The sequence below is a fragment of the Streptomyces sp. NPDC050674 genome (assembly GCF_040654575.1).
In the GTDB taxonomy this organism is placed as follows: domain Bacteria; phylum Actinomycetota; class Actinomycetes; order Streptomycetales; family Streptomycetaceae; genus Streptomyces.
This window is the reverse complement of sequence record NZ_JBFAIG010000002.1, coordinates 585,647-601,516: the sequence shown is the minus strand read 5'-3', so window position 1 is coordinate 601,516 and position 15,870 is coordinate 585,647. Positions and strand designations below refer to the sequence as shown.

Annotated in this window: 15 protein-coding genes, 1 tRNA gene and 1 pseudogene; 7 read left to right on the top strand and 10 right to left on the bottom strand. The window is 71.8% G+C overall.

Features of this window, described 5'->3' with window-relative positions:
* Nucleotides 1–38: 38 nt before the first annotated feature.
* Complete coding sequence (locus AB0I06_RS06190; protein WP_363117539.1) at nt 39–503, bottom strand: GatB/YqeY domain-containing protein; 465 nt, start codon at nt 501–503, stop codon at nt 39–41.
* A 186-nt stretch (nt 504–689) separates the two neighbouring features.
* Here AB0I06_RS06190 and AB0I06_RS06185 point away from each other — a divergent pair, with 186 nt between their 5' ends.
* The 3 genes from AB0I06_RS06185 to AB0I06_RS06175 all read left to right on the top strand — a co-directional run bounded on the left by AB0I06_RS06185 (nt 690) and on the right by AB0I06_RS06175 (nt 2,597).
* A complete protein-coding gene (locus AB0I06_RS06185) occupies nt 690–1,628 on the top strand; it encodes a metallophosphoesterase (RefSeq protein WP_363117538.1) in 939 nt (312 codons plus the stop codon).
* Between the two features lie 80 nt (nt 1,629–1,708).
* Nucleotides 1,709–2,476, top strand: a complete 768-nt coding sequence (locus tag AB0I06_RS06180; protein ID WP_363117537.1) for a Pr6Pr family membrane protein — start codon at nt 1,709–1,711, stop codon at nt 2,474–2,476.
* A gap of 47 nt (nt 2,477–2,523) precedes the next feature.
* Nucleotides 2,524–2,597: transfer RNA gene (locus tag AB0I06_RS06175), tRNA-Pro, on the top strand.
* Between the two features lie 97 nt (nt 2,598–2,694).
* On the opposite strand, the pseudogene AB0I06_RS06170 reads toward AB0I06_RS06175, so the two are convergent.
* Nucleotides 2,695–2,832, bottom strand: a pseudogene (locus AB0I06_RS06170) (site-specific integrase); the annotation flags it as partial.
* Between the two features lie 68 nt (nt 2,833–2,900).
* Between AB0I06_RS06170 and AB0I06_RS06165 the strand changes: the two are divergent.
* Both AB0I06_RS06165 and AB0I06_RS06160 read left to right on the top strand, forming a co-directional pair.
* A complete protein-coding gene (locus AB0I06_RS06165; RefSeq protein ID WP_363117536.1) occupies nt 2,901–3,044 on the top strand; it encodes a hypothetical protein in 144 nt (47 codons plus the stop codon).
* A 17-nt stretch (nt 3,045–3,061) separates the two neighbouring features.
* Nucleotides 3,062–3,589, top strand: coding sequence for a hypothetical protein (locus AB0I06_RS06160; RefSeq protein ID WP_363117535.1), 528 nt, complete (start codon nt 3,062–3,064; stop codon nt 3,587–3,589).
* A gap of 60 nt (nt 3,590–3,649) precedes the next feature.
* Here AB0I06_RS06160 and AB0I06_RS06155 read toward each other — a convergent pair whose 3' ends face one another.
* The 3 genes from AB0I06_RS06155 to AB0I06_RS06145 form a co-directional block, all read right to left on the bottom strand.
* On the bottom strand, nt 3,650–4,060 hold the full coding sequence (locus tag AB0I06_RS06155) for a hypothetical protein (RefSeq protein ID WP_363117534.1): 411 nt from the start codon (nt 4,058–4,060) through the stop codon (nt 3,650–3,652).
* Between the two features lie 64 nt (nt 4,061–4,124).
* Nucleotides 4,125–4,835, bottom strand: coding sequence for a TIGR03943 family protein (locus AB0I06_RS06150; protein ID WP_363117533.1), 711 nt, complete (start codon nt 4,833–4,835; stop codon nt 4,125–4,127).
* Nucleotides 4,832–5,755 carry a permease gene (locus AB0I06_RS06145; protein WP_363117693.1) on the bottom strand — a complete coding sequence of 308 codons (924 nt, stop codon included), beginning with the start codon at nt 5,753–5,755 and terminating at the stop codon, nt 4,832–4,834. The genes AB0I06_RS06150 and AB0I06_RS06145 overlap by 4 nt, the downstream gene beginning before the upstream one ends.
* Before the next feature lie 373 nt (nt 5,756–6,128).
* Between AB0I06_RS06145 and AB0I06_RS06140 the strand changes: the two genes are divergently transcribed.
* Entirely contained in the window at nt 6,129–8,015 is a 1,887-nt protein-coding gene (locus AB0I06_RS06140; protein WP_363117692.1) for an NAD-binding protein, read from the top strand.
* Nucleotides 8,016–8,160: 145 nt separating this feature from the next.
* Here the strand turns inward: AB0I06_RS06140 and AB0I06_RS06135 are convergent, their stop codons facing one another.
* Nucleotides 8,161–10,029 (bottom strand): prolyl oligopeptidase family serine peptidase, encoded by a 1,869-nt coding sequence (locus tag AB0I06_RS06135; protein ID WP_363117532.1) that lies wholly within the window; start codon nt 10,027–10,029, stop codon nt 8,161–8,163.
* 135 nt (nt 10,030–10,164) lie between these two features.
* Between AB0I06_RS06135 and AB0I06_RS06130 the strand changes: the two genes are divergently transcribed.
* Entirely contained in the window at nt 10,165–10,959 is a 795-nt protein-coding gene (locus tag AB0I06_RS06130) for an SURF1 family protein (protein ID WP_363117530.1), read from the top strand.
* Nucleotides 10,960–11,157: 198 nt separating this feature from the next.
* On the opposite strand, the gene AB0I06_RS06125 is transcribed toward AB0I06_RS06130, so the two are convergent.
* The 4 genes from AB0I06_RS06125 to AB0I06_RS06110 all read right to left on the bottom strand — a co-directional run bounded on the left by AB0I06_RS06125 (nt 11,158) and on the right by AB0I06_RS06110 (nt 15,775).
* Nucleotides 11,158–12,327, bottom strand: coding sequence for a hypothetical protein (locus tag AB0I06_RS06125; RefSeq protein ID WP_363117529.1), 1,170 nt, complete (start codon nt 12,325–12,327; stop codon nt 11,158–11,160).
* Nucleotides 12,324–12,899, bottom strand: a complete 576-nt coding sequence (locus tag AB0I06_RS06120) for a SigE family RNA polymerase sigma factor (RefSeq protein WP_363117691.1) — start codon at nt 12,897–12,899, stop codon at nt 12,324–12,326. Before AB0I06_RS06120 ends, AB0I06_RS06125 begins: the two co-directional genes overlap by 4 nt.
* Nucleotides 12,900–13,421: 522 nt before the next feature.
* Entirely contained in the window at nt 13,422–14,498 is a 1,077-nt protein-coding gene (locus AB0I06_RS06115) for an aspartate-semialdehyde dehydrogenase (protein ID WP_363117528.1), read from the bottom strand.
* Nucleotides 14,498–15,775: an aspartate kinase gene (locus AB0I06_RS06110; protein WP_356443529.1), complete on the bottom strand. Its 1,278-nt coding sequence runs from the start codon at nt 15,773–15,775 to the stop codon at nt 14,498–14,500. Before AB0I06_RS06110 ends, AB0I06_RS06115 begins: the two co-directional genes overlap by 1 nt.
* Nucleotides 15,776–15,870: the final 95 nt, after the last annotated feature.

Genomic DNA, 15,870 nt, shown 5'->3' with positions numbered 1-15,870 from the left:
CGCGGGTGGGAGGGGGCCGTCCTCGTCCGGTCGGCAGGTCAGCCGGCCAGCAGCTTCTTCACGGCGGCGGCGACGCGGCCGCCCTCGGCCTGGCCGGCCACCTTCGGGTTCACGATCTTCATGACCGCGCCCATGGCCCGCGGCCCCTCGGCGCCGGCGGCCTTGGCCTCCTCGACGGCCTGGGCGACGATTTCCTGGAGCTGCTCGTCCGACAGCTGCTTCGGCAGGTACGCGGCGAGCACCTCGCCCTCCGCCTTCTCCCGCTCGGCCTGCTCGGGACGACCGCCCTGCGCGAAGGCGTCGGCCGCCTCCCGCCGCTTCTTCGCCTCCCGGGTGATCACCTTCTGGACCTCGTCGTCGGAGAGCTCGCGCTTCTCCTTGCCCGCGACCTCCTCCTTGGTGATCGCGGCGAGCGTCAGCCGGAGCGTCGAGGAGCGGAGCTCGTCGCGCTCCTTGATCGCAACGTTGAGGTCATCCTGCAGCTTCGACTTGAGCGTGGTCATGGGGTCGATTGTCGCAGGTGCGGGCGGAGTGACGCCCCTCGATTTCAGGGGCCGCCACGGACGGACCTCCCTCCGGACCGCCGCCGAGGGACCGGCGCCCGCGGGCCAATCAAGGACCGGTGCCGCCAGGGGATTTCGGGCAGCGCCCCGGCACGGGCGACCGCCGGGGTCTGACACGATGGTCGTATGCGCGCGCGATACAAAGTCCCCCTGGGAATCACGGCGGCCGGTGCCGCCGGACTGTTGTACGCCGCGGGCTTCGAAGCCCGCTCCTTCCGCCTCCGCCGGGTCACGGTCCCGGTCCTGCCTCCGGGCATGCGCCCCCTGCGTGTGCTGCAGGTCTCCGACATCCACATGGTCGGCGGCCAGCGCAAGAAGCAGCGCTGGCTGCGGTCCCTGGCGGGCCTGCGCCCCGACTTCGTGATCAACACGGGCGACAACCTCTCCGACCCGGAGGGCGTCCCGGAGGTCCTGGACGCGCTCGGTCCCCTCATGGAGTTCCCCGGCGCCTACGTCTTCGGCTCCAACGACTACTACGGCCCCAAGCTGCGCAACCCCGCCCGCTACCTCCTGGAGAAGGCCCAGGGCCGCCACGGGCTCAACGGCAACGCGCCGGCCGAGGGCGTGGTGCACAACCCGTGGGAGGACCTGCGGGACGGTTTCGACGCGGCGGGCTGGCTGAACCTGACGAACGCGCGCGGCGAGCTCAAGCTCGAGGGCGGCTCGGTCGAGCTCACGGGCCTGGACGACCCGCACATCAAGAAGGACCGCTACGTCCGGGTGGCCGGCGGCCCGTCCGAGGCGGCCGACTTCTCGATGGGCGTGGTCCACGCCCCGTACCTGCGCACGCTGGACGCCTTCACGGCCGACGACTACCCGCTGATCCTGGCCGGGCACACCCACGGCGGCCAGCTGTGCATCCCCTTCTACGGCGCCCTGGTCACCAACTGCGACCTGGACACGGACCGGGTGAAGGGCCTCTCCAGGCACACGGCGGAGGGCCGTACGTCCTACCTGCACGTGTCGGCGGGCTGCGGCACCAACCGCTACACGCCGGTGCGGTTCGCCTGCCCGCCGGAGGCGACGTTGCTGACGCTGGTGGGGCGTGAGGAGGCGGTGAGGTAGGGCGGGGGGCCACGGGCGGAGGTAACCCACACAGCCCCGCCCGGATCGCCCCTTATGTCCCCTCCTGTCAGCGTGGGGGCATGACCGCCCCGATACCCCGGGACATCCCGGACCTCCCAGCGATACCGTCCCCGCCGGCACTGAAGCCCGCGCCCGTGCCCGCCACGGCCGTCGTCACCCCGGTCCGCCGCCCCGCGGCCGCGGCCTACCGCCTGCTGATCGCCGTGGTGGCGGCCGCAGGGGTGACGCTGGAACTGCTCCTCGGCGATCCGTCCCGGGCCCTCAGCCACTTCGCGATCCAGAGCAACCTGCTGCTGGCGCTGGTCATGACCTTCTCCGCCCGACGCGCCTGGACGGCCAGCCGGCCCCTGCCGGGTGCGGTGCTGGGTGCGACGCTGCTCTACGTGGTCATCTCGGCCCTGGTTCACCATCTGCTGCTGGCGAACGAGGCGAGCCCCTTCTCCCTGACGGGCGAGGCGGCCCCCACGGGCTGGCAGGCCGTGTGCCACGGCGTGCTGTACACGGTGACGCCGATAGCGGCGGTACTGGACTGGCTCCTGCTCACGGCCCCCGGCCGCCTGCACCTGCGCCAGGCCAGCACCTGGCTCCTCTACCCCATGGCCTACCTGGCCTTCTGCCTGGTCCGCGGCGAGCTGCTGCTTCCGGGCACCCCGGGCCGCTACCTCTACCCGTTCCTGGACGTCGGCCAGGACGGCTTCAAGCGGGTCCTGGGCAACGCCCTCCTCCTGGGCCTGTCCTTCTACGCCCTGGCCGTGCTGCTCGTGGCCCTCGACCACGCCCGCCCGAACCCCATCCGGCACCGCGGCAAAACCGGATTTCGTCTCTAGCCACCGGTGGGCTAAAGTAAACGTCGTCGCCGCGACAGCAGCGACATCGGGGTGTAGCGCAGCTTGGCAGCGCGCTTCGTTCGGGACGAAGAGGTCGTGGGTTCAAATCCCGCCACCCCGACAGCCGAAACACCAGGTGAGGCACCTAGGAATGTTCCTAGGTGCCTCACCTGTTTTTGTGTGCGTGCCTATGTGCGTGACCGCCGCTTCCCACGTGTCTACGGCCGCCGCGGACCAGCGCCGAAGATCCCGTCCATGACCACGGCGCCGGTCTGGATCACGGGCGGGATCTGCTTCCAGTAGACCTCCTCGGTCACGGCCGTCCCGGAGTGCCCGACGAGCCGGCAGATCACTTGAGCAACCCCAGCAACCGGCGGCGTCCCACGCCGCCCCTCACGGGCGTCGGCAGCCTAGATGACCTTCAATGACCGAAAAGCCCCACCGCCGCTTCTCCGTCCGGCTGATCAACGGCGATGACAATGAGGCAGGCGGTCGCAAGCTCGGCCAGAGGTACACCCTCGACCCGACCCTGGACGGTGACGCCATCTCCATGAAGATCAGCAACTAGCAGAAGGACAAGGGCACATGGCACTCCTCGCCGAATACCGTTGCAAGGCCACACCGGCCCGCCGCGTCGTGGAGGTGTACGACGCCGACGCCTACCTGAGCGACGACGAGGCCATGGCCGCTGCGTGCAGGCATGTGGTGGGCGGCAACGGCTATCACCTGTACATCCTCAGTCTGCAACCCGACATCAAAGTGGAAGTCGCCATCCGTGTCTGGGACACCCCGCCGGCCCCGCCTGCCGACGCGGAGGGTCAGGTTCCCGTGCGTATCGAGTCCGAGACCGGCATCCTCGTCGTCAACCAACTCGCGTACGGGCCTGCGGGAGAAATGACCCTGCCGCGCCCCGGCATCTACGAAGGCCACGTCTGGTGGGAAGGCCGCAAGGCGACTGCCGACTACTACGAGCGCAGCCTCGGCCACCCCACGGACGACACCTTCGAAGGCCACCTCACCCAGGCATGGAACAACTGCCCCTTCACCGAACGCTATGTCCTCGATCTCGCCTACATCGGCGAACCCGAACCAGTCGATGAGGACGACCTCTGACATTCGTACGTTCGGTGGCGCAGCCGTTTCGAAAGGCCCGCCTCGGTGTCTGTGAACGGGCTAGGACAGCAGCCCGGTCAGCGTCCCCGCCAGGGTGAGGGTCAGGAATGCCGCGCCCCATGCCATCGCCTGGCGTGTGCGGCGGTGCTTGGTGCAGGTGGTGCGGGTGAGGAACTGGGGTGGGGTGTCGGCGGTCGTGGACGGGTCGGGCCTGCGCACCAGGCTGAGCAGGACCAGGGAGGGGGCGCAGGCCGCGCAGCCGGTCCACAGGAGGAGTTGGGGGATCGCCGCGTACTGGGCGGGGGTGATGACGCCGGTGGTGATCGCGGTGAGGAGGGCGGCCAAGGCCGCACCGAGGGTGGCCAGGGTCAGGGTGGCCCGGTGGTCCGCCTTCGCCAGTTCCTCGCGGACCGCCTCGGGCAGGAGCGGGCGGTCGAAATCCGCCGTGTGCTCGCCTTGGAGTGTGGTCATGCGTACTCCTCGCTGATCAGCGGTCCCTCACGAGTACCCCGAAGGACCCTCGCTACACCGGAGTTCAGGTGTTCCACGTCTCGTCGTACGGGTCGTGCGGGGTGGGGACCGGTCTGGCCGTCTTGACCAACAGGTAGGGGATGGGGCCGTTGTTGACCGGGTCCTTCGTGCGGCGGGGGGTGTACGTGCCGGTGATCTCCAGCCAGGTGTCCGGTCGCAGGACCGGGGGAACGTCGCCCGCCAGTGCGATCTTGACCGGCTGGGCGTCCGCCGCGCAGCAGTTGAGGCCCATACGGACCAGGTAGGGGGTGCCGGCCCGGTCCAGGGTGATGAACCCGGTGATCCGCAGCTCGCGGCCCCGCAGGGAGCGGCCCTCGTCGTAGACGGCACGGCCGGCGTAGTCGGCGACGGCTAGGCGCAGAGGGGTGTCGCCGGGGGGCAGCGCCGGGAAGCCGAAGGGTTTCGTCAGGGCCGTGCCGGTGTGGGCCGCGCTGTAGGAGCCGAGGGCCGGCGGGGCGACCAGGATCAGGGCCAGGACCGGGAGGGTGAGGAGCCAGGAGACGCGGGGTTCGCGGTGGTGGTGGTCATGGGCGGCGGGGGTGCGGCGGTCGTGGTAGAGGTTCGCCGCGGCCGTGGTGATGAGGACCGCGCCCGCCAGCAGGACCAGGGGCCGCAGACCTTCCTTGACGTACCGCAGGTAGAGGTCGGTCGTGCCGGCGTGCAGGAGCGTCGCGCCGAGGAGGAAGAGGAGGGCCGTCTGGGCCAGGCGGTTCACAGCAGGACCGTTCCGGTCAGGGCCGACACGACGACGGCCAGGGCGAAGGTCGCGGGGGCGAAGCGCAGGGCGAAGGCGCGGCCGAAGGTACCCGCCTGCATCGCGAAGAGCTTCAGGTCGATCATCGGGCCGACGACCAGGAACGTCAGACGGGCCGTCAGGGAGAACTGGGTCAGGGACGCCGCCACGAACGCGTCCGCCTCCGAGCAGATGGACAGCAGCACGGCCAGGACCGCGAGGACCAGGACCGACAGCACGGGGTGGCCGGCGGCGAGGCCCAGCCAGTCCGCCGGGACCATCGCCTTCAGGGTCGCCGCGGCCATCGCGCCGATCACCAGGAAACCGCCCGCGTGCGTCACGTCGTGGCGGACCGAGCCCCAGAACGCCGGCCCCTTGCCCTGCCCCTCGTACGACGTCCTCTCCGGCGGGCGGAGCCAGTCGGTGCGGCCGAGGCGGTGCCAGAGCCAGCCCATCGAGCAGGCCACCAGCAGGCTCGCGACGAAACGGGCCAGGACCATCTCCGGGTTGCCGGGGAACGCCACGGCCGTCGCCGTCAGCACGATCGGGTTGATGGCGGGTGCCGACAGGAGGAAGGCCAGGGCCGCCGCCGGTGTCACCCCGCGGCGGACCAGAGCGCCGGCCACCGGCACGGACGCGCATTCGCAGCCCGGCAGCACGGCGCCGGCCGCGCCCGCGACCGGGACCGCCAGGGCCGGGTGCCTGGGCAGTGCCCGGGCGAAGAACGACGGCGGCACGAACACCGCGATCGCCGCCGACAGCAGCACGCCCAGCACCAGGAACGGCAGCGCCTGGACCATGACCGCGACGAACACCGTCATCCAGCTCTGCATCACCGGTGCGGCCAGGGCGCCGCGGATCGGGTCCTGGAACATCACCGCCGTGAGCAGCAGGAGTGTCAGGAGGAGGGCGGAGTCGAGGTGGCGGCCCTCTTCCCGGCCGCCGTCCGGCTCGGCCGTGTCGACGCCGTCCGCCGTGTCGGCGCCGTCCGCCGTGGCTTCCCGGTCCCGGGCCGGCTCACCTTCGTCGGCCCGGTCCGTCCGGGGCTCCCTGCGCTCGCCGCTGTCTCGCGGTGTGGTCTTCGTCGTGGCCACGGGCCCGGTACCTCCGGTGGTGCGCGAGGGCGTTTTTCTTCCCTCCCCTTGCGTACGGACGACGGGGGACGGGCGTTCAGGCACCACCGTCCCCTTCTGGAACCGGCCGCCCCGGTGAGGCAGTCTTCTCCTCGTGGGGAGCGTTCCGAACCAAGGTCAGCCGAGTGATCCGGCCACGCACATGATCGTGTGCGGTGACGACGGGCTCGCGCACCGGCTGGCCGCCGAACTCCGCGGTGTCTACGCCGAGCAGGTCACACTCGTCGTGCCGCCCTCGGACAGACGCGTGCGCCGGCCAGTGGTCGGGCGGGCCCGGGCCGCCTCGGCCGCGCTGCTGGACCGGGTCGTGAACGCGGCCGTCAACCGGACCGGCGCGAGCGGCGAACCGGCCTCGAACGAGCAGGTCGTGGAGGCCGCCGAGGTCACCGAAGCGGTGCTCACCGAGGTGGGCGCCGACCGGGCGGCGGCGTTGGCGCTCGTCTACGACGACGACGAGACCAACATCCGGGCCGCCCTCACCGCGCGCCGGCTCAACCCGCGCCTGCGTCTCGTACTGCGGCTGTACAACCGGCGGTTGGGCCAGCACATCGAGGAACTGCTGGACCAGACAGCCGCCGTCGCCTCCGGGGACGGTCCCGGCGCGGGCCTCGACGCGTCCACGACGGTGCTGTCCGACGCCGACACGGCCGCGCCCGCGCTGGCCGCCACCGCCTTGGTGGGCACCAGCAAGGTCGTCCAGACGGAAGGGCTGGTGCTGCGTGCGGTGGAGCGGCAGCCGCCCCGGCCGGGCGAGGTGGCCGACCCGGGACTGTGCACGCTGGCGTTGCTGTCCGCGACGAGCAACGACCCGGCCGGAGCCGACGGTTCCGAGGGCAGCGGGGAGCACGGGCCGCAACTCCTGCCGGACGAGGCGGCGGTGGCGTCGGCGACCGGGCGCGGGACGGTGGTCCTGGAACAGGTGTCGTACTCGGGGCCGTCCCTGCCCGCCGGGAGGGGCGGGGTGCCGCCGCTGGCCTCGCTGTTCTCGCGGCGGCTGCGGTGGTCGCTGGCCGGGCTGGTGGGGTGTGTGCTCGCGCTCGCCGTCGCGTTGACGATCGTGACCGGGGAGCATCCGCTGTACGCCACGTACGTCACGCTGCTCGATCTGTTCGGCATCAACGACCCCGCCTTCCACGAGTCGACCGGGCAGCAGGTGCTGCAACTGCTGTCCGGGCTGGTCGGGTTGCTGCTGCTGCCGGTGCTGCTGGCCGCGGTGCTGGAGGCACTCGGCACGTTCCGCAGCGCCTCCGCCCTGCGCAAGCCGCCGCGGGGGCTCGGCGGGCACGTGGTGCTGCTCGGGCTCGGCAAGATCGGGACACGGGTGCTGACACGGCTGCGGGAGCTGCACATCCCGGTGGTGTGCGTGGAGTCCGATCCCGATGCCCGGGGCATGGCCACGGCGCGGCGGCTGCGGGTGCCGGTGGTGCTCGGGGACGTCACGCAGGAGGGCGTGCTGGAAGCAGCGAAGATCCACCGCGCGCATGCCCTGCTCGCGCTGACCAGTGCGGACACGACGAATCTGGAGGCCTCGCTGTACGCCCGGTCCCTGCGGCCGGACCTGCGGGTCGTGCTGCGGCTGTACGACGACGACTTCGCGACGGCCGTGTACCGCACGCTGCGGGCCGCGCATCCGCGCGCCCTGACGCGGAGCCGGAGTGTGTCGCATCTGGCCGCGCCCGCGTTCGCCGGGGCGATGATGGGGCGGCAGATCCTCGGGGCGATCCCGGTGGAGCGGCGGGTGCTGCTGTTCGCGGAGCTGGAGGTGGCCGGGCATCCGCAGCTGGAGGGGCGGACCGTGGCGGAGGCCTTCCGGGCCGGGGCCTGGCGGGTGCTGGCGCTCAATACGTCACCTCGCGGCGCGCGGCGGGAGGAGCACGTCCCTCCGGGGGAGGAGCGGACTTCGGGGCTGGTGTGGGATCTGCCTTCCACCTATGTGCTGGGGGCCGCCGACCGGGTGGTGCTGGCCGCCACGCGCCGCGGCCTGGCGGAACTGCTGGGGCGCAGGCGGCGGCAGCGGGCGGGGGCCTGAACGACGCGGTGCCCGCCTGAGTTGCTGAGGCTCAGGCGGCGGCAGCGGGGGGTGCGTGAACGCCGGTCTCCGCCGTCCCGCGCCCCCCGGGGACCGCGCGATCGGCCACCACCCGCCCGCGGCCGCCCAAGCCCCGCCTCCCGGGTTACCGGGTGCCCGGTGCCCCCTTGAGGTGCCGCTCCGCGAACTCCAGCTCCAGCCGTACCTGCTTGATCCGCTCGTCCACCACCAGGGAGCCGTGCCCGGCGTCGTAGCGGTAGACCTCGTGGACCGCGTCCCTCGCCTCCAGGCGCTTGACGTAGTTCTCGATCTGGCGGATCGGGCAGCGCGGGTCGTTGACCCCGGCGGAGATGTAGACCGGGGCCGTGACCTTGTCGACGTAGGTGATCGGGGACGACGCCTCGAAGCGGTCGGGAACCTCTTCGGGGGTGCCGCCGAGCAGCGTGCGGTCCATCGCCTTCAGCGCTTCCATCTCGTCGTGGTACGCCGTGACGTAGTCGGCGACGGGGACCGCCGCGATGCCGAGGGTCCACGCGTCGGGCTGGACGCCGAGGCCGAGCAGGGTGAGGTAGCCGCCCCAGGAACCGCCGGTGAGGATCAGGCGCTCGGGGTCGGCGAGGCCGGATCCGACGGCCCATTCGCGGACCGCGGCGATGTCCTCCAGCTCGATGAGACCGACGCGGTGCTTCAGGGCGTCCGTCCAGGCACGGCCGTAGCCCGTGGAACCGCGGTAGTTGACACGGATCACCGCGTAACCGTGGTCGACCCAGGCCGCGGGGCCCGCGGCGAAGGAGTCGCTGTCGTGCCAGGTGGGGCCGCCGTGGATGTCGAAGACCGTGGGGAACGGGCCGGTGGCGCCCGCCGGCTTCTGGACGAGGGCGTGGATGCGGCCTCCCGGGCCCTCCACCCACACGTCCTCCACCGGCACCGAGCCGGGCGACTTCATGCCGGGCGGGTCGAGCACGACGCCGCCCGTGGTGGAGCGGACCGCCGACGGCTCCGCCGACGAGGACCACAGGTACTCCACGCTGCCGTCGGGCCGGGCCGTCGCGCCGGAGACCGTGCCGGGCGGGGTCGGGATCTCCGTCAGGGCGCGGCTTGCCAGGTCGTAGCGGAAGAGCTCGCTGCGGGCCTCGAAGCTGTGCACGATGAGCAGGCCGGTGCCGTCCGGGTACCACTCGGCGCTGACGTCACCCGGCAGCTCCAGCGCCAGGTCCGTCTGCTCGCCGGTGGCCACGTCCCACACCAGGGGCTCCCAGCGGCCGCGGCGCTGGTGGCCGATGAGCAGGCGGGTGTCACCGTCTACGGGGGCGAAGCCGAGGACCTCCAGGCCCAGCTCGCGGGTGCCGCCCTCGGTGTCGTCGAGGTCGGCGACCGCGGTGCCGTCGGAGCGCAGGACGCGCAGCGCCGAGTGCATCGCGTCGCCGTGCTCGGTGTGCTCGACGGCGATGAGCGAGCCGTCGTGGGAGAGGTCCCCGACACCGGCCGACTCACGGTGGCGGTAGATCTCCACCGGCTCCTCTCCGGTGCGCACGAGGTGGATGGTCGTGCCGTCCTCGTCCGTGGAACGGCCCACGACCGCCGTACGGCCGTCGCGGCCGAGGGCGAGGCCTGCCGGGTAGGAGGGCTCCAGGCCGGCTGCGGCCGGTTCGTCCGCGCCGCCCTCGAAGGGCTGGCGGCGCCACACGCCGAACTCGTCGCCGTCCTTGTCGTCGAACCACCAGATCCACGCGCCGTCCGGGGACAGCACGCCGTCGGTCGTGCCGTTCGGCCGGTCCGTGACCTGGCGCTGCTCGCCCGTCGACCGGTCCCAGGCGTACAGCTCGTACGTCCCGGTCGCGTTCGAGACGAACAGGGCGTGGTCCGGCGCGTCCTCCGCCCAGTCGGGCAGGGACACCCGGGGCGCCCGGAAGCGCTTCTCCCAGTCCGGCATCCGCTCCTGCCGCCCCGCCTGTACCGCTTGTTCGTGCTGGTCCCGCTGATCCCGCGCGTCGGACCCGTTGCTCTCAGTCATGGCCCCATACTGCCCGCCCGGGCCGACAATCCGCTGCCGAGGTCCCCAGCCTGTGGATAACCTCCACCGGTCCCGGGCCCGCCGGTTGCCGACCCCGCGGGCCCGAGCTGTCCGACAGCCCCGTACCGTGGGGGTGTGTACCGGTTTCTGCTGACGCCCCGATGGTGGGGGATCAACGTCTTCGTGCTGTTGTCCATCCCCTTCTGCATCTTCATGGGGTCGTGGCAGCTGGGCCGGTTCGAGGACCGGGTGCAGGACCATCGTGACGCGACCGAGCAGGTCTCCGAAGCCCGGCGCGAGGCGCCCCGGCCGCTGAAGGACATGCTGCCGGTGGACAAGGCGACCTCCGGGAAGCTGGTCACCGCGAGCGGGCGCTACGGCAAGCAGTTGCTGGTGCCCGGCCGGGAGCTCGACGGCAAGCAGGGCTTCTACGTGCTGACGCTGCTGCGGACCGGCTCGGGTGAGGCGCTGCCGGTGGTCCGCGGCTGGCTGCCCGGGGCCGCCGACACGGCGAAGGCCCCCGCCCCGCCGGCCGGTGAGGTCACCGTCACGGGGGCGCTCCAGGCATCGGAGACGCCGGGGGACAACGGGGTCAGCGCGCAGGGCGGGCTGCCCGCCGGGCAGACGTCGGCGATCAGTGCGGCGTCGCTGGTGAACCTGGTGCCGTACGACGTGTACGACGCGTGGGTCACGCTGACGAAGGCCGACTCGGGGATGAAGGCGGTGCCGGCCGCCGCGCCACCGGACTCGGGGCTGGATCTGAAGGCGTTCCAGAACCTGGGCTACACCGCCGAGTGGTTCGCCTTCGTGGGCTTCGTGATCTTCATGTGGTTCCGCCTGCTGCGGCGCGAGGTCGAGTTCGCCCGCGACGCGGAGCTGGGCCTGGTACCGGACGAGGAGCCCGTCGCCGTGGACGCCACCGCGAAGTGAGCGGCGTGGACGCCACCGCGAAGTGGCCCATGCGGAGGCCACCGAGCCGAGCCGCGTGGGAGCCACCGCCAAGTGAGCCGTCCGGACGCCGCCGCGACCTGAGCGGCGCCCGACCTCCGGCGAAGGGCGCGCCGGCCGCCGGCTAGGCGGCCCGCACGCCCGCGACCACGACTCCGACTCCGCCTACTCCCCCGGCTGCTACGCCCCCGCCAGCACGCCCGTCCAGTACACCGTCCCGGCGCACGCGTTGGACACCGTCACCGAGGTTCCGCCCGAGCCGGTGCCCGGGGTGTAGGACACCGCGACGCTGCCGTCGACCGTGCCGTCCTCCGTGGCCAGCTGGGGAACCGCGCCCGTGTCGCCGCCGGTGGAGGTGCCGGCCGTGGTCGTCGGGTCCTCCGAAGGGGTGGGCTCGGGGCTGGGGTCGGGGCCGCCGACGCTGCCGCCGGGGGTCGGGCAGGTCTCGGAGGGGACCCAGGCGAACTTCACGTCGTAGCCGAGGCCCGGCTGGAGCACCAGCTGGGCGGCCTCCAGGGACGGGTCGGGCAGGAGCCCGGCCGCCGCGTCCCCGGCCGCGTGCCGGACCGCGCCGACCTTGGTGGCGTCGGCCGCGCCCTGCGGCAGCGCGCTCACCGAGCCGGGGCCGGTGACCGTACAGGCGGCGCCGGAGACGTTGACGACGCGGAAGGAGCCGGAGACCGCACCCGTGGAGTCGGGGGCGTTGCTGCTGCCGGAGGCGGGACCGAGCTGGGCCGGGGTGCACGCCGGGATGCCGGCGGCGGTGGTGGAGGACGGACCGGTGCCCTGGGACGCGCCGGTGGAGGCGCCGGATCCCTTGTCCTTGTCCTTCTCCTTCTTGTCGCCCTTCTCCTTGCCCTCGGGCTTGCCGGCGGAGCCGCCCGAGGTGCTCTCGCCGCCGTCGGGGCCCTTGCCCTGGCTCGCGCCGCCCTGGGTCTCGGAGGCGTGGCCGATGGCGGACGGGTTGGCGTCGGAGCCGGTGGCGTTGGAGACGTGGACGAGGGCGGGGACGGCGGTGCCGATGAAGAGGGCGGCGGCCGCCATGCCGACGACGGCCTGCCGCTTGCGGGTCCGCCGCTGCGGCACCGCCTTGCGCAGGTAGTCCAGGGTGCCGTCGCGCGGCTCCACTTCCCGCACCGCCTGGTGCAGCATCGTGCGCAGGTCCAGCTCGTCCGAGCCGAACCCGTCGGGGCTCTGGTCGTCGGGGCCGTGGTTCACAGTTCCGTTCCCAGCGTGCGATTGCTTCGGATCTTGCCCGTGCCGCCTTGTCGGCGCCTGCCACCCGTCGAGGCCCTCGGCGGGGTCGGGGCGGTCGCGCCCCTTGCCGCCCGCGCCGTTGCCGTCACTCATACCGGGGCCTCCATGGCGACCCTGAGTGCCGCGATGCCGCGCGAGCCGTACGCCTTGACCGAGCCCAGCGATATGCCGAGCGTCTCGGCGACCTGAGCCTCGGTCATGTCCGCGAAGTAGCGCAGCACCAGCACCTCGCGCTGGCGGCGCTGGAGCCCCTTCATCGCCTTGATGAGGGAGTCGCGCTCCAGCTGGTCGTAGGCGCCTTCCTCGGCGCTGGCCATGTCGGGCATGGGCTTCGACAGCAGCTTCAGGCCGAGGATGCGGCGGCGCAGCGCGGAGCGCGAGAGGTTGACGACGGTCTGGCGCAGGTACGCCAGCGTCTTCTCGGGCTCGCGGACCCGCTTGCGGGCGGAGTGGACACGGATGAACGCCTCCTGGACGACGTCCTCGCAGGAGGCGGTGTCGTCGAGGAGGAGCGCTGCGAGACCCAGCAGCGAGCGGTAGTGCGCGCGGTAGGTCTCGGTGAGGTGGTCGACGGTGGTGCCGGCCGCGACGCCGTCCTCCGCGCCGTCGCGCTGACTGGGGATGCGGGTCGGCCGCGCTGCGGGCACGGGCGCGATCACCGGCATGCCACCGGGCGTACCGGACATGCGGGGTCGTAGAGCCGCCGGACGGGGCGGTCGAAGGACCGTGCCGCGTGCCGCGCTGAAGTCGAGTACCTCTGCCACGCCTGTTGGACACGCGTACCCCTGTCAGGGTTGTACGTGCCGGGCATCACTTTCACGCCGACCGTCGCCGTCGGCGGTCTACCCGCGTCAGGCAGCACAACCGATGGTGCATCAAATGCCCTCATGCGTCCCGCTCTTCCCCTATGTCCAAATGTGAACGGACGTCCCCACGCCCGGTTCCAGGCGTCCCCACGCCTGATGAAGCGCTCCCACGGTCGAAGGGTGACCGCAAAGACGCTCCCCGCCCTCCGCGCGGTTGCGGAGAGCGGGGAGGTAAATCCTCTGATGCCAAAGCGCCGTGAACAAGTGATCCGGACCATCGACCGGCTCACATGTCGTGCACAGATCCTACAAACCGCCTATGACATCGGCTCGGGGATTCGGGCGCGCGAAACTTCACGAAAACCGGGGGGAACACCGGGTTCATGCCAGTTCGGCCGCGACCAGCTCGGCGATCTGCGCGGTGTTGAGCGCGGAGCCCTTGCGCAGGTTGTCCCCGCACACGAACAGTTCGAGCGCCGTGGGGTCGTCCAGGGCCCGCCGGACCCTGCCGACCCAGGTCGGGTCGGTGCCGACCACGTCGGCGGGGGTGGGGAACTCCCCGGCGGCCGGGTTGTCGAACAACACGACCCCGGGCGCTGTGGCGAGGATCTCACGGGCCTTGTCGACGGTGACCTCGCCCTCGAAGCGGGCGTGCACGGTCAGGGAGTGCGTGGTGATCACCGGCACCCGGACACAGGTGACGGCCACGGGAAGGCGGGGCAGGGAGAGGATCTTGCGGGATTCGTCCCGCACCTTCATCTCCTCCGAGGACCAGCCGTCCTCTCGCGCCGTGCCGGCCCAGGGCACGACGTTCAGGGCGACCGGCTCGGGGAACGGCCCGGTCTGGTCCCCGACGGCCCGGCGGACGTCGCCGGGGCTGGTGCCCAGTTCCGTGCCGGCGACGAGGGAGAGCTGCCGGCGCAGGGTCTCCACGCCCGCGCGCCCGGCACCGCTGACGGCCTGGTACGAGGAGGCGACCAGCTCGCGCAGCCCGAACTCGGCGTGCAGCGCGCCCACGGCGACGATCATGGAGAGCGTCGTGCAGCTGGGGTTGGCGACGATGCCCCGCCGGCGCATGCGCACGGCGTGCGGGTTGACCTCGGGCACGACGAGCGGCACGTCCGGGTCCATCCGGAACGCGCCGGAGTTGTCGACGACCACCGCGCCCTTGGCGACGGCGAGGGGCGCCCACTGCTCGGCGACCTCGTCGGGGACGTCGAACAGGGCGACGTCGACCCCGTCGAAGGCCTCCTCGGTGAGCGCCACGACCTCGGTCTCCTCGCCGCGCACGGCCAGCTTGCGGCCGGCCGAGCGCGGGGAGGCGATGAGTCGGATCTCGCCCCAGATGTCCGCCCGCTGGGACAGGATCCGGAGCATGACCGTGCCGACGGCTCCGGTCGCTCCCACCACGGCGAGCGTCGGGCGTGCGGACCGGCCGGTTCGGTCGGGTCCGGCCATCAGCGGCCGGTGCCTCCGTAGACGACGGCCTCGTCGCTGTCGGAGTCGAGTCCGAACGCCGAGTGCACGGCGCGGACGGCCTCGGGCACGTCGTCGGCGCGGGTGACGACCGAGATGCGGATCTCGGAGGTCGAGATCAGCTCGATGTTCACGCCCGCGTCGGACAGGGCCGTGAAGAAGTCGGCCGTGACACCCGGGTTGGTCTTCATACCGGCGCCGACCAGGGAGATCTTGCCGATCTGGTCGTCGTAGCGCAGGGAGTCGAAGCCGATGCCGGCCTTGTTCTTCTCCAGCGCGTCGATGGCCTTGCGGCCCTCGGTCTTCGGCAGCGTGAAGGAGATATCCGTCAGGCCCGTGGAGGCCGCGGACACGTTCTGCACGACCATGTCGATGTTGATCTCGGCGTCGGCGATCGTGCGGAAGATCGAGGCCGCCTCGCCCGGCTTGTCCGGCACGCCGACAACCGTGACCTTGGCCTCGGAGGTGTCGTGCGCGACACCGGAGATGAGAGCCTGCTCCACCTGCTTGTCCCCTTGATCGATCGGCTCGCTGCTGACCCACGTGCCCTGAAGCCCGCTGAAGCTGGACCGGACGTGGATCGGGATGTTGTACCGGCGGGCGTACTCCACACAGCGGTGGAGCAGCACCTTCGACCCGGACGCCGCCAGCTCCAGCATGTCCTCGAAGGAGATCCAGTCGATCTTCTTCGCCTTCTTCACCACGCGCGGGTCGGCGGTGAACACGCCGTCCACGTCGGTGTAGATCTCACAGACATCGGCGTCCAGCGCGGCCGCCAGGGCCACCGCCGTGGTGTCCGAGCCGCCGCGGCCGAGCGTGGTGATGTCCTTGGTGTCCTGGGAGACGCCCTGGAACCCGGCCACGATCGCGATGTTGCCCTCGTCCACCGAGGTCTTGATCCGGCCGGGCGTGACGTCGATGATCCGGGCCTTGTTGTGGACCGAGTCGGTGATGACACCCGCCTGGCTGCCGGTGAACGACTGGGCCTCGTGGCCCAGCTTTTTGATCGCCATGGCCAGCAGGGCCATGGAGATCCGCTCTCCGGCGGTCAGCAGCATGTCGAGCTCGCGCCCGGCAGGCATCGGGGAAACCTGCTCGGCGAGATCGATCAGCTCGTCCGTCGTGTCGCCCATCGCGGAAACCACGGCAACCACCTGGTTGCCGTTCTGCTTCGCTTCCACGATCCGCTTGGCGACGCGCTTGATGCCCTCGGCATCGGCTACGGAGGAGCCTCCGTACTTCTGCACGACAAGGCCCACGTGCGCTCCTCGCTCAATCCGTCTCTGTCCGCTCATACGCATTCGTACCGCGGTCGGCTCAGTCTAACGAGCGTCCGAAAAACCCCTCCGCGATA

Bases quoted from the DNA above. Each gene is read 5' to 3' on its own strand.
- AB0I06_RS06190 (WP_363117539.1), bottom strand. From the start codon at position 503: ATGACCACGCTCAAGTCGAAGCTGCAGGATGACCTCAACGTTGCGATC.
- AB0I06_RS06185 (WP_363117538.1), top strand. From the start codon at position 690: ATGCGCGCGCGATACAAAGTCCCCCTGGGAATCACGGCGGCCGGTGCC.
- AB0I06_RS06180 (WP_363117537.1), top strand. From the start codon at position 1,709: ATGACCGCCCCGATACCCCGGGACATCCCGGACCTCCCAGCGATACCG.
- AB0I06_RS06165 (WP_363117536.1), top strand. From the start codon at position 2,901: ATGACCGAAAAGCCCCACCGCCGCTTCTCCGTCCGGCTGATCAACGGC.
- AB0I06_RS06160 (WP_363117535.1), top strand. From the start codon at position 3,062: ATGGCACTCCTCGCCGAATACCGTTGCAAGGCCACACCGGCCCGCCGC.
- AB0I06_RS06155 (WP_363117534.1), bottom strand. From the start codon at position 4,060: ATGACCACACTCCAAGGCGAGCACACGGCGGATTTCGACCGCCCGCTC.
- AB0I06_RS06140 (WP_363117692.1), top strand. From the start codon at position 6,129: ATGATCGTGTGCGGTGACGACGGGCTCGCGCACCGGCTGGCCGCCGAA.
- AB0I06_RS06135 (WP_363117532.1), bottom strand. From the start codon at position 10,029: ATGACTGAGAGCAACGGGTCCGACGCGCGGGATCAGCGGGACCAGCAC.
- AB0I06_RS06125 (WP_363117529.1), bottom strand. From the start codon at position 12,327: ATGAGTGACGGCAACGGCGCGGGCGGCAAGGGGCGCGACCGCCCCGAC.
- AB0I06_RS06120 (WP_363117691.1), bottom strand. From the start codon at position 12,899: ATGCCGGTGATCGCGCCCGTGCCCGCAGCGCGGCCGACCCGCATCCCC.
- AB0I06_RS06115 (WP_363117528.1), bottom strand. From the start codon at position 14,498: ATGGCCGGACCCGACCGAACCGGCCGGTCCGCACGCCCGACGCTCGCC.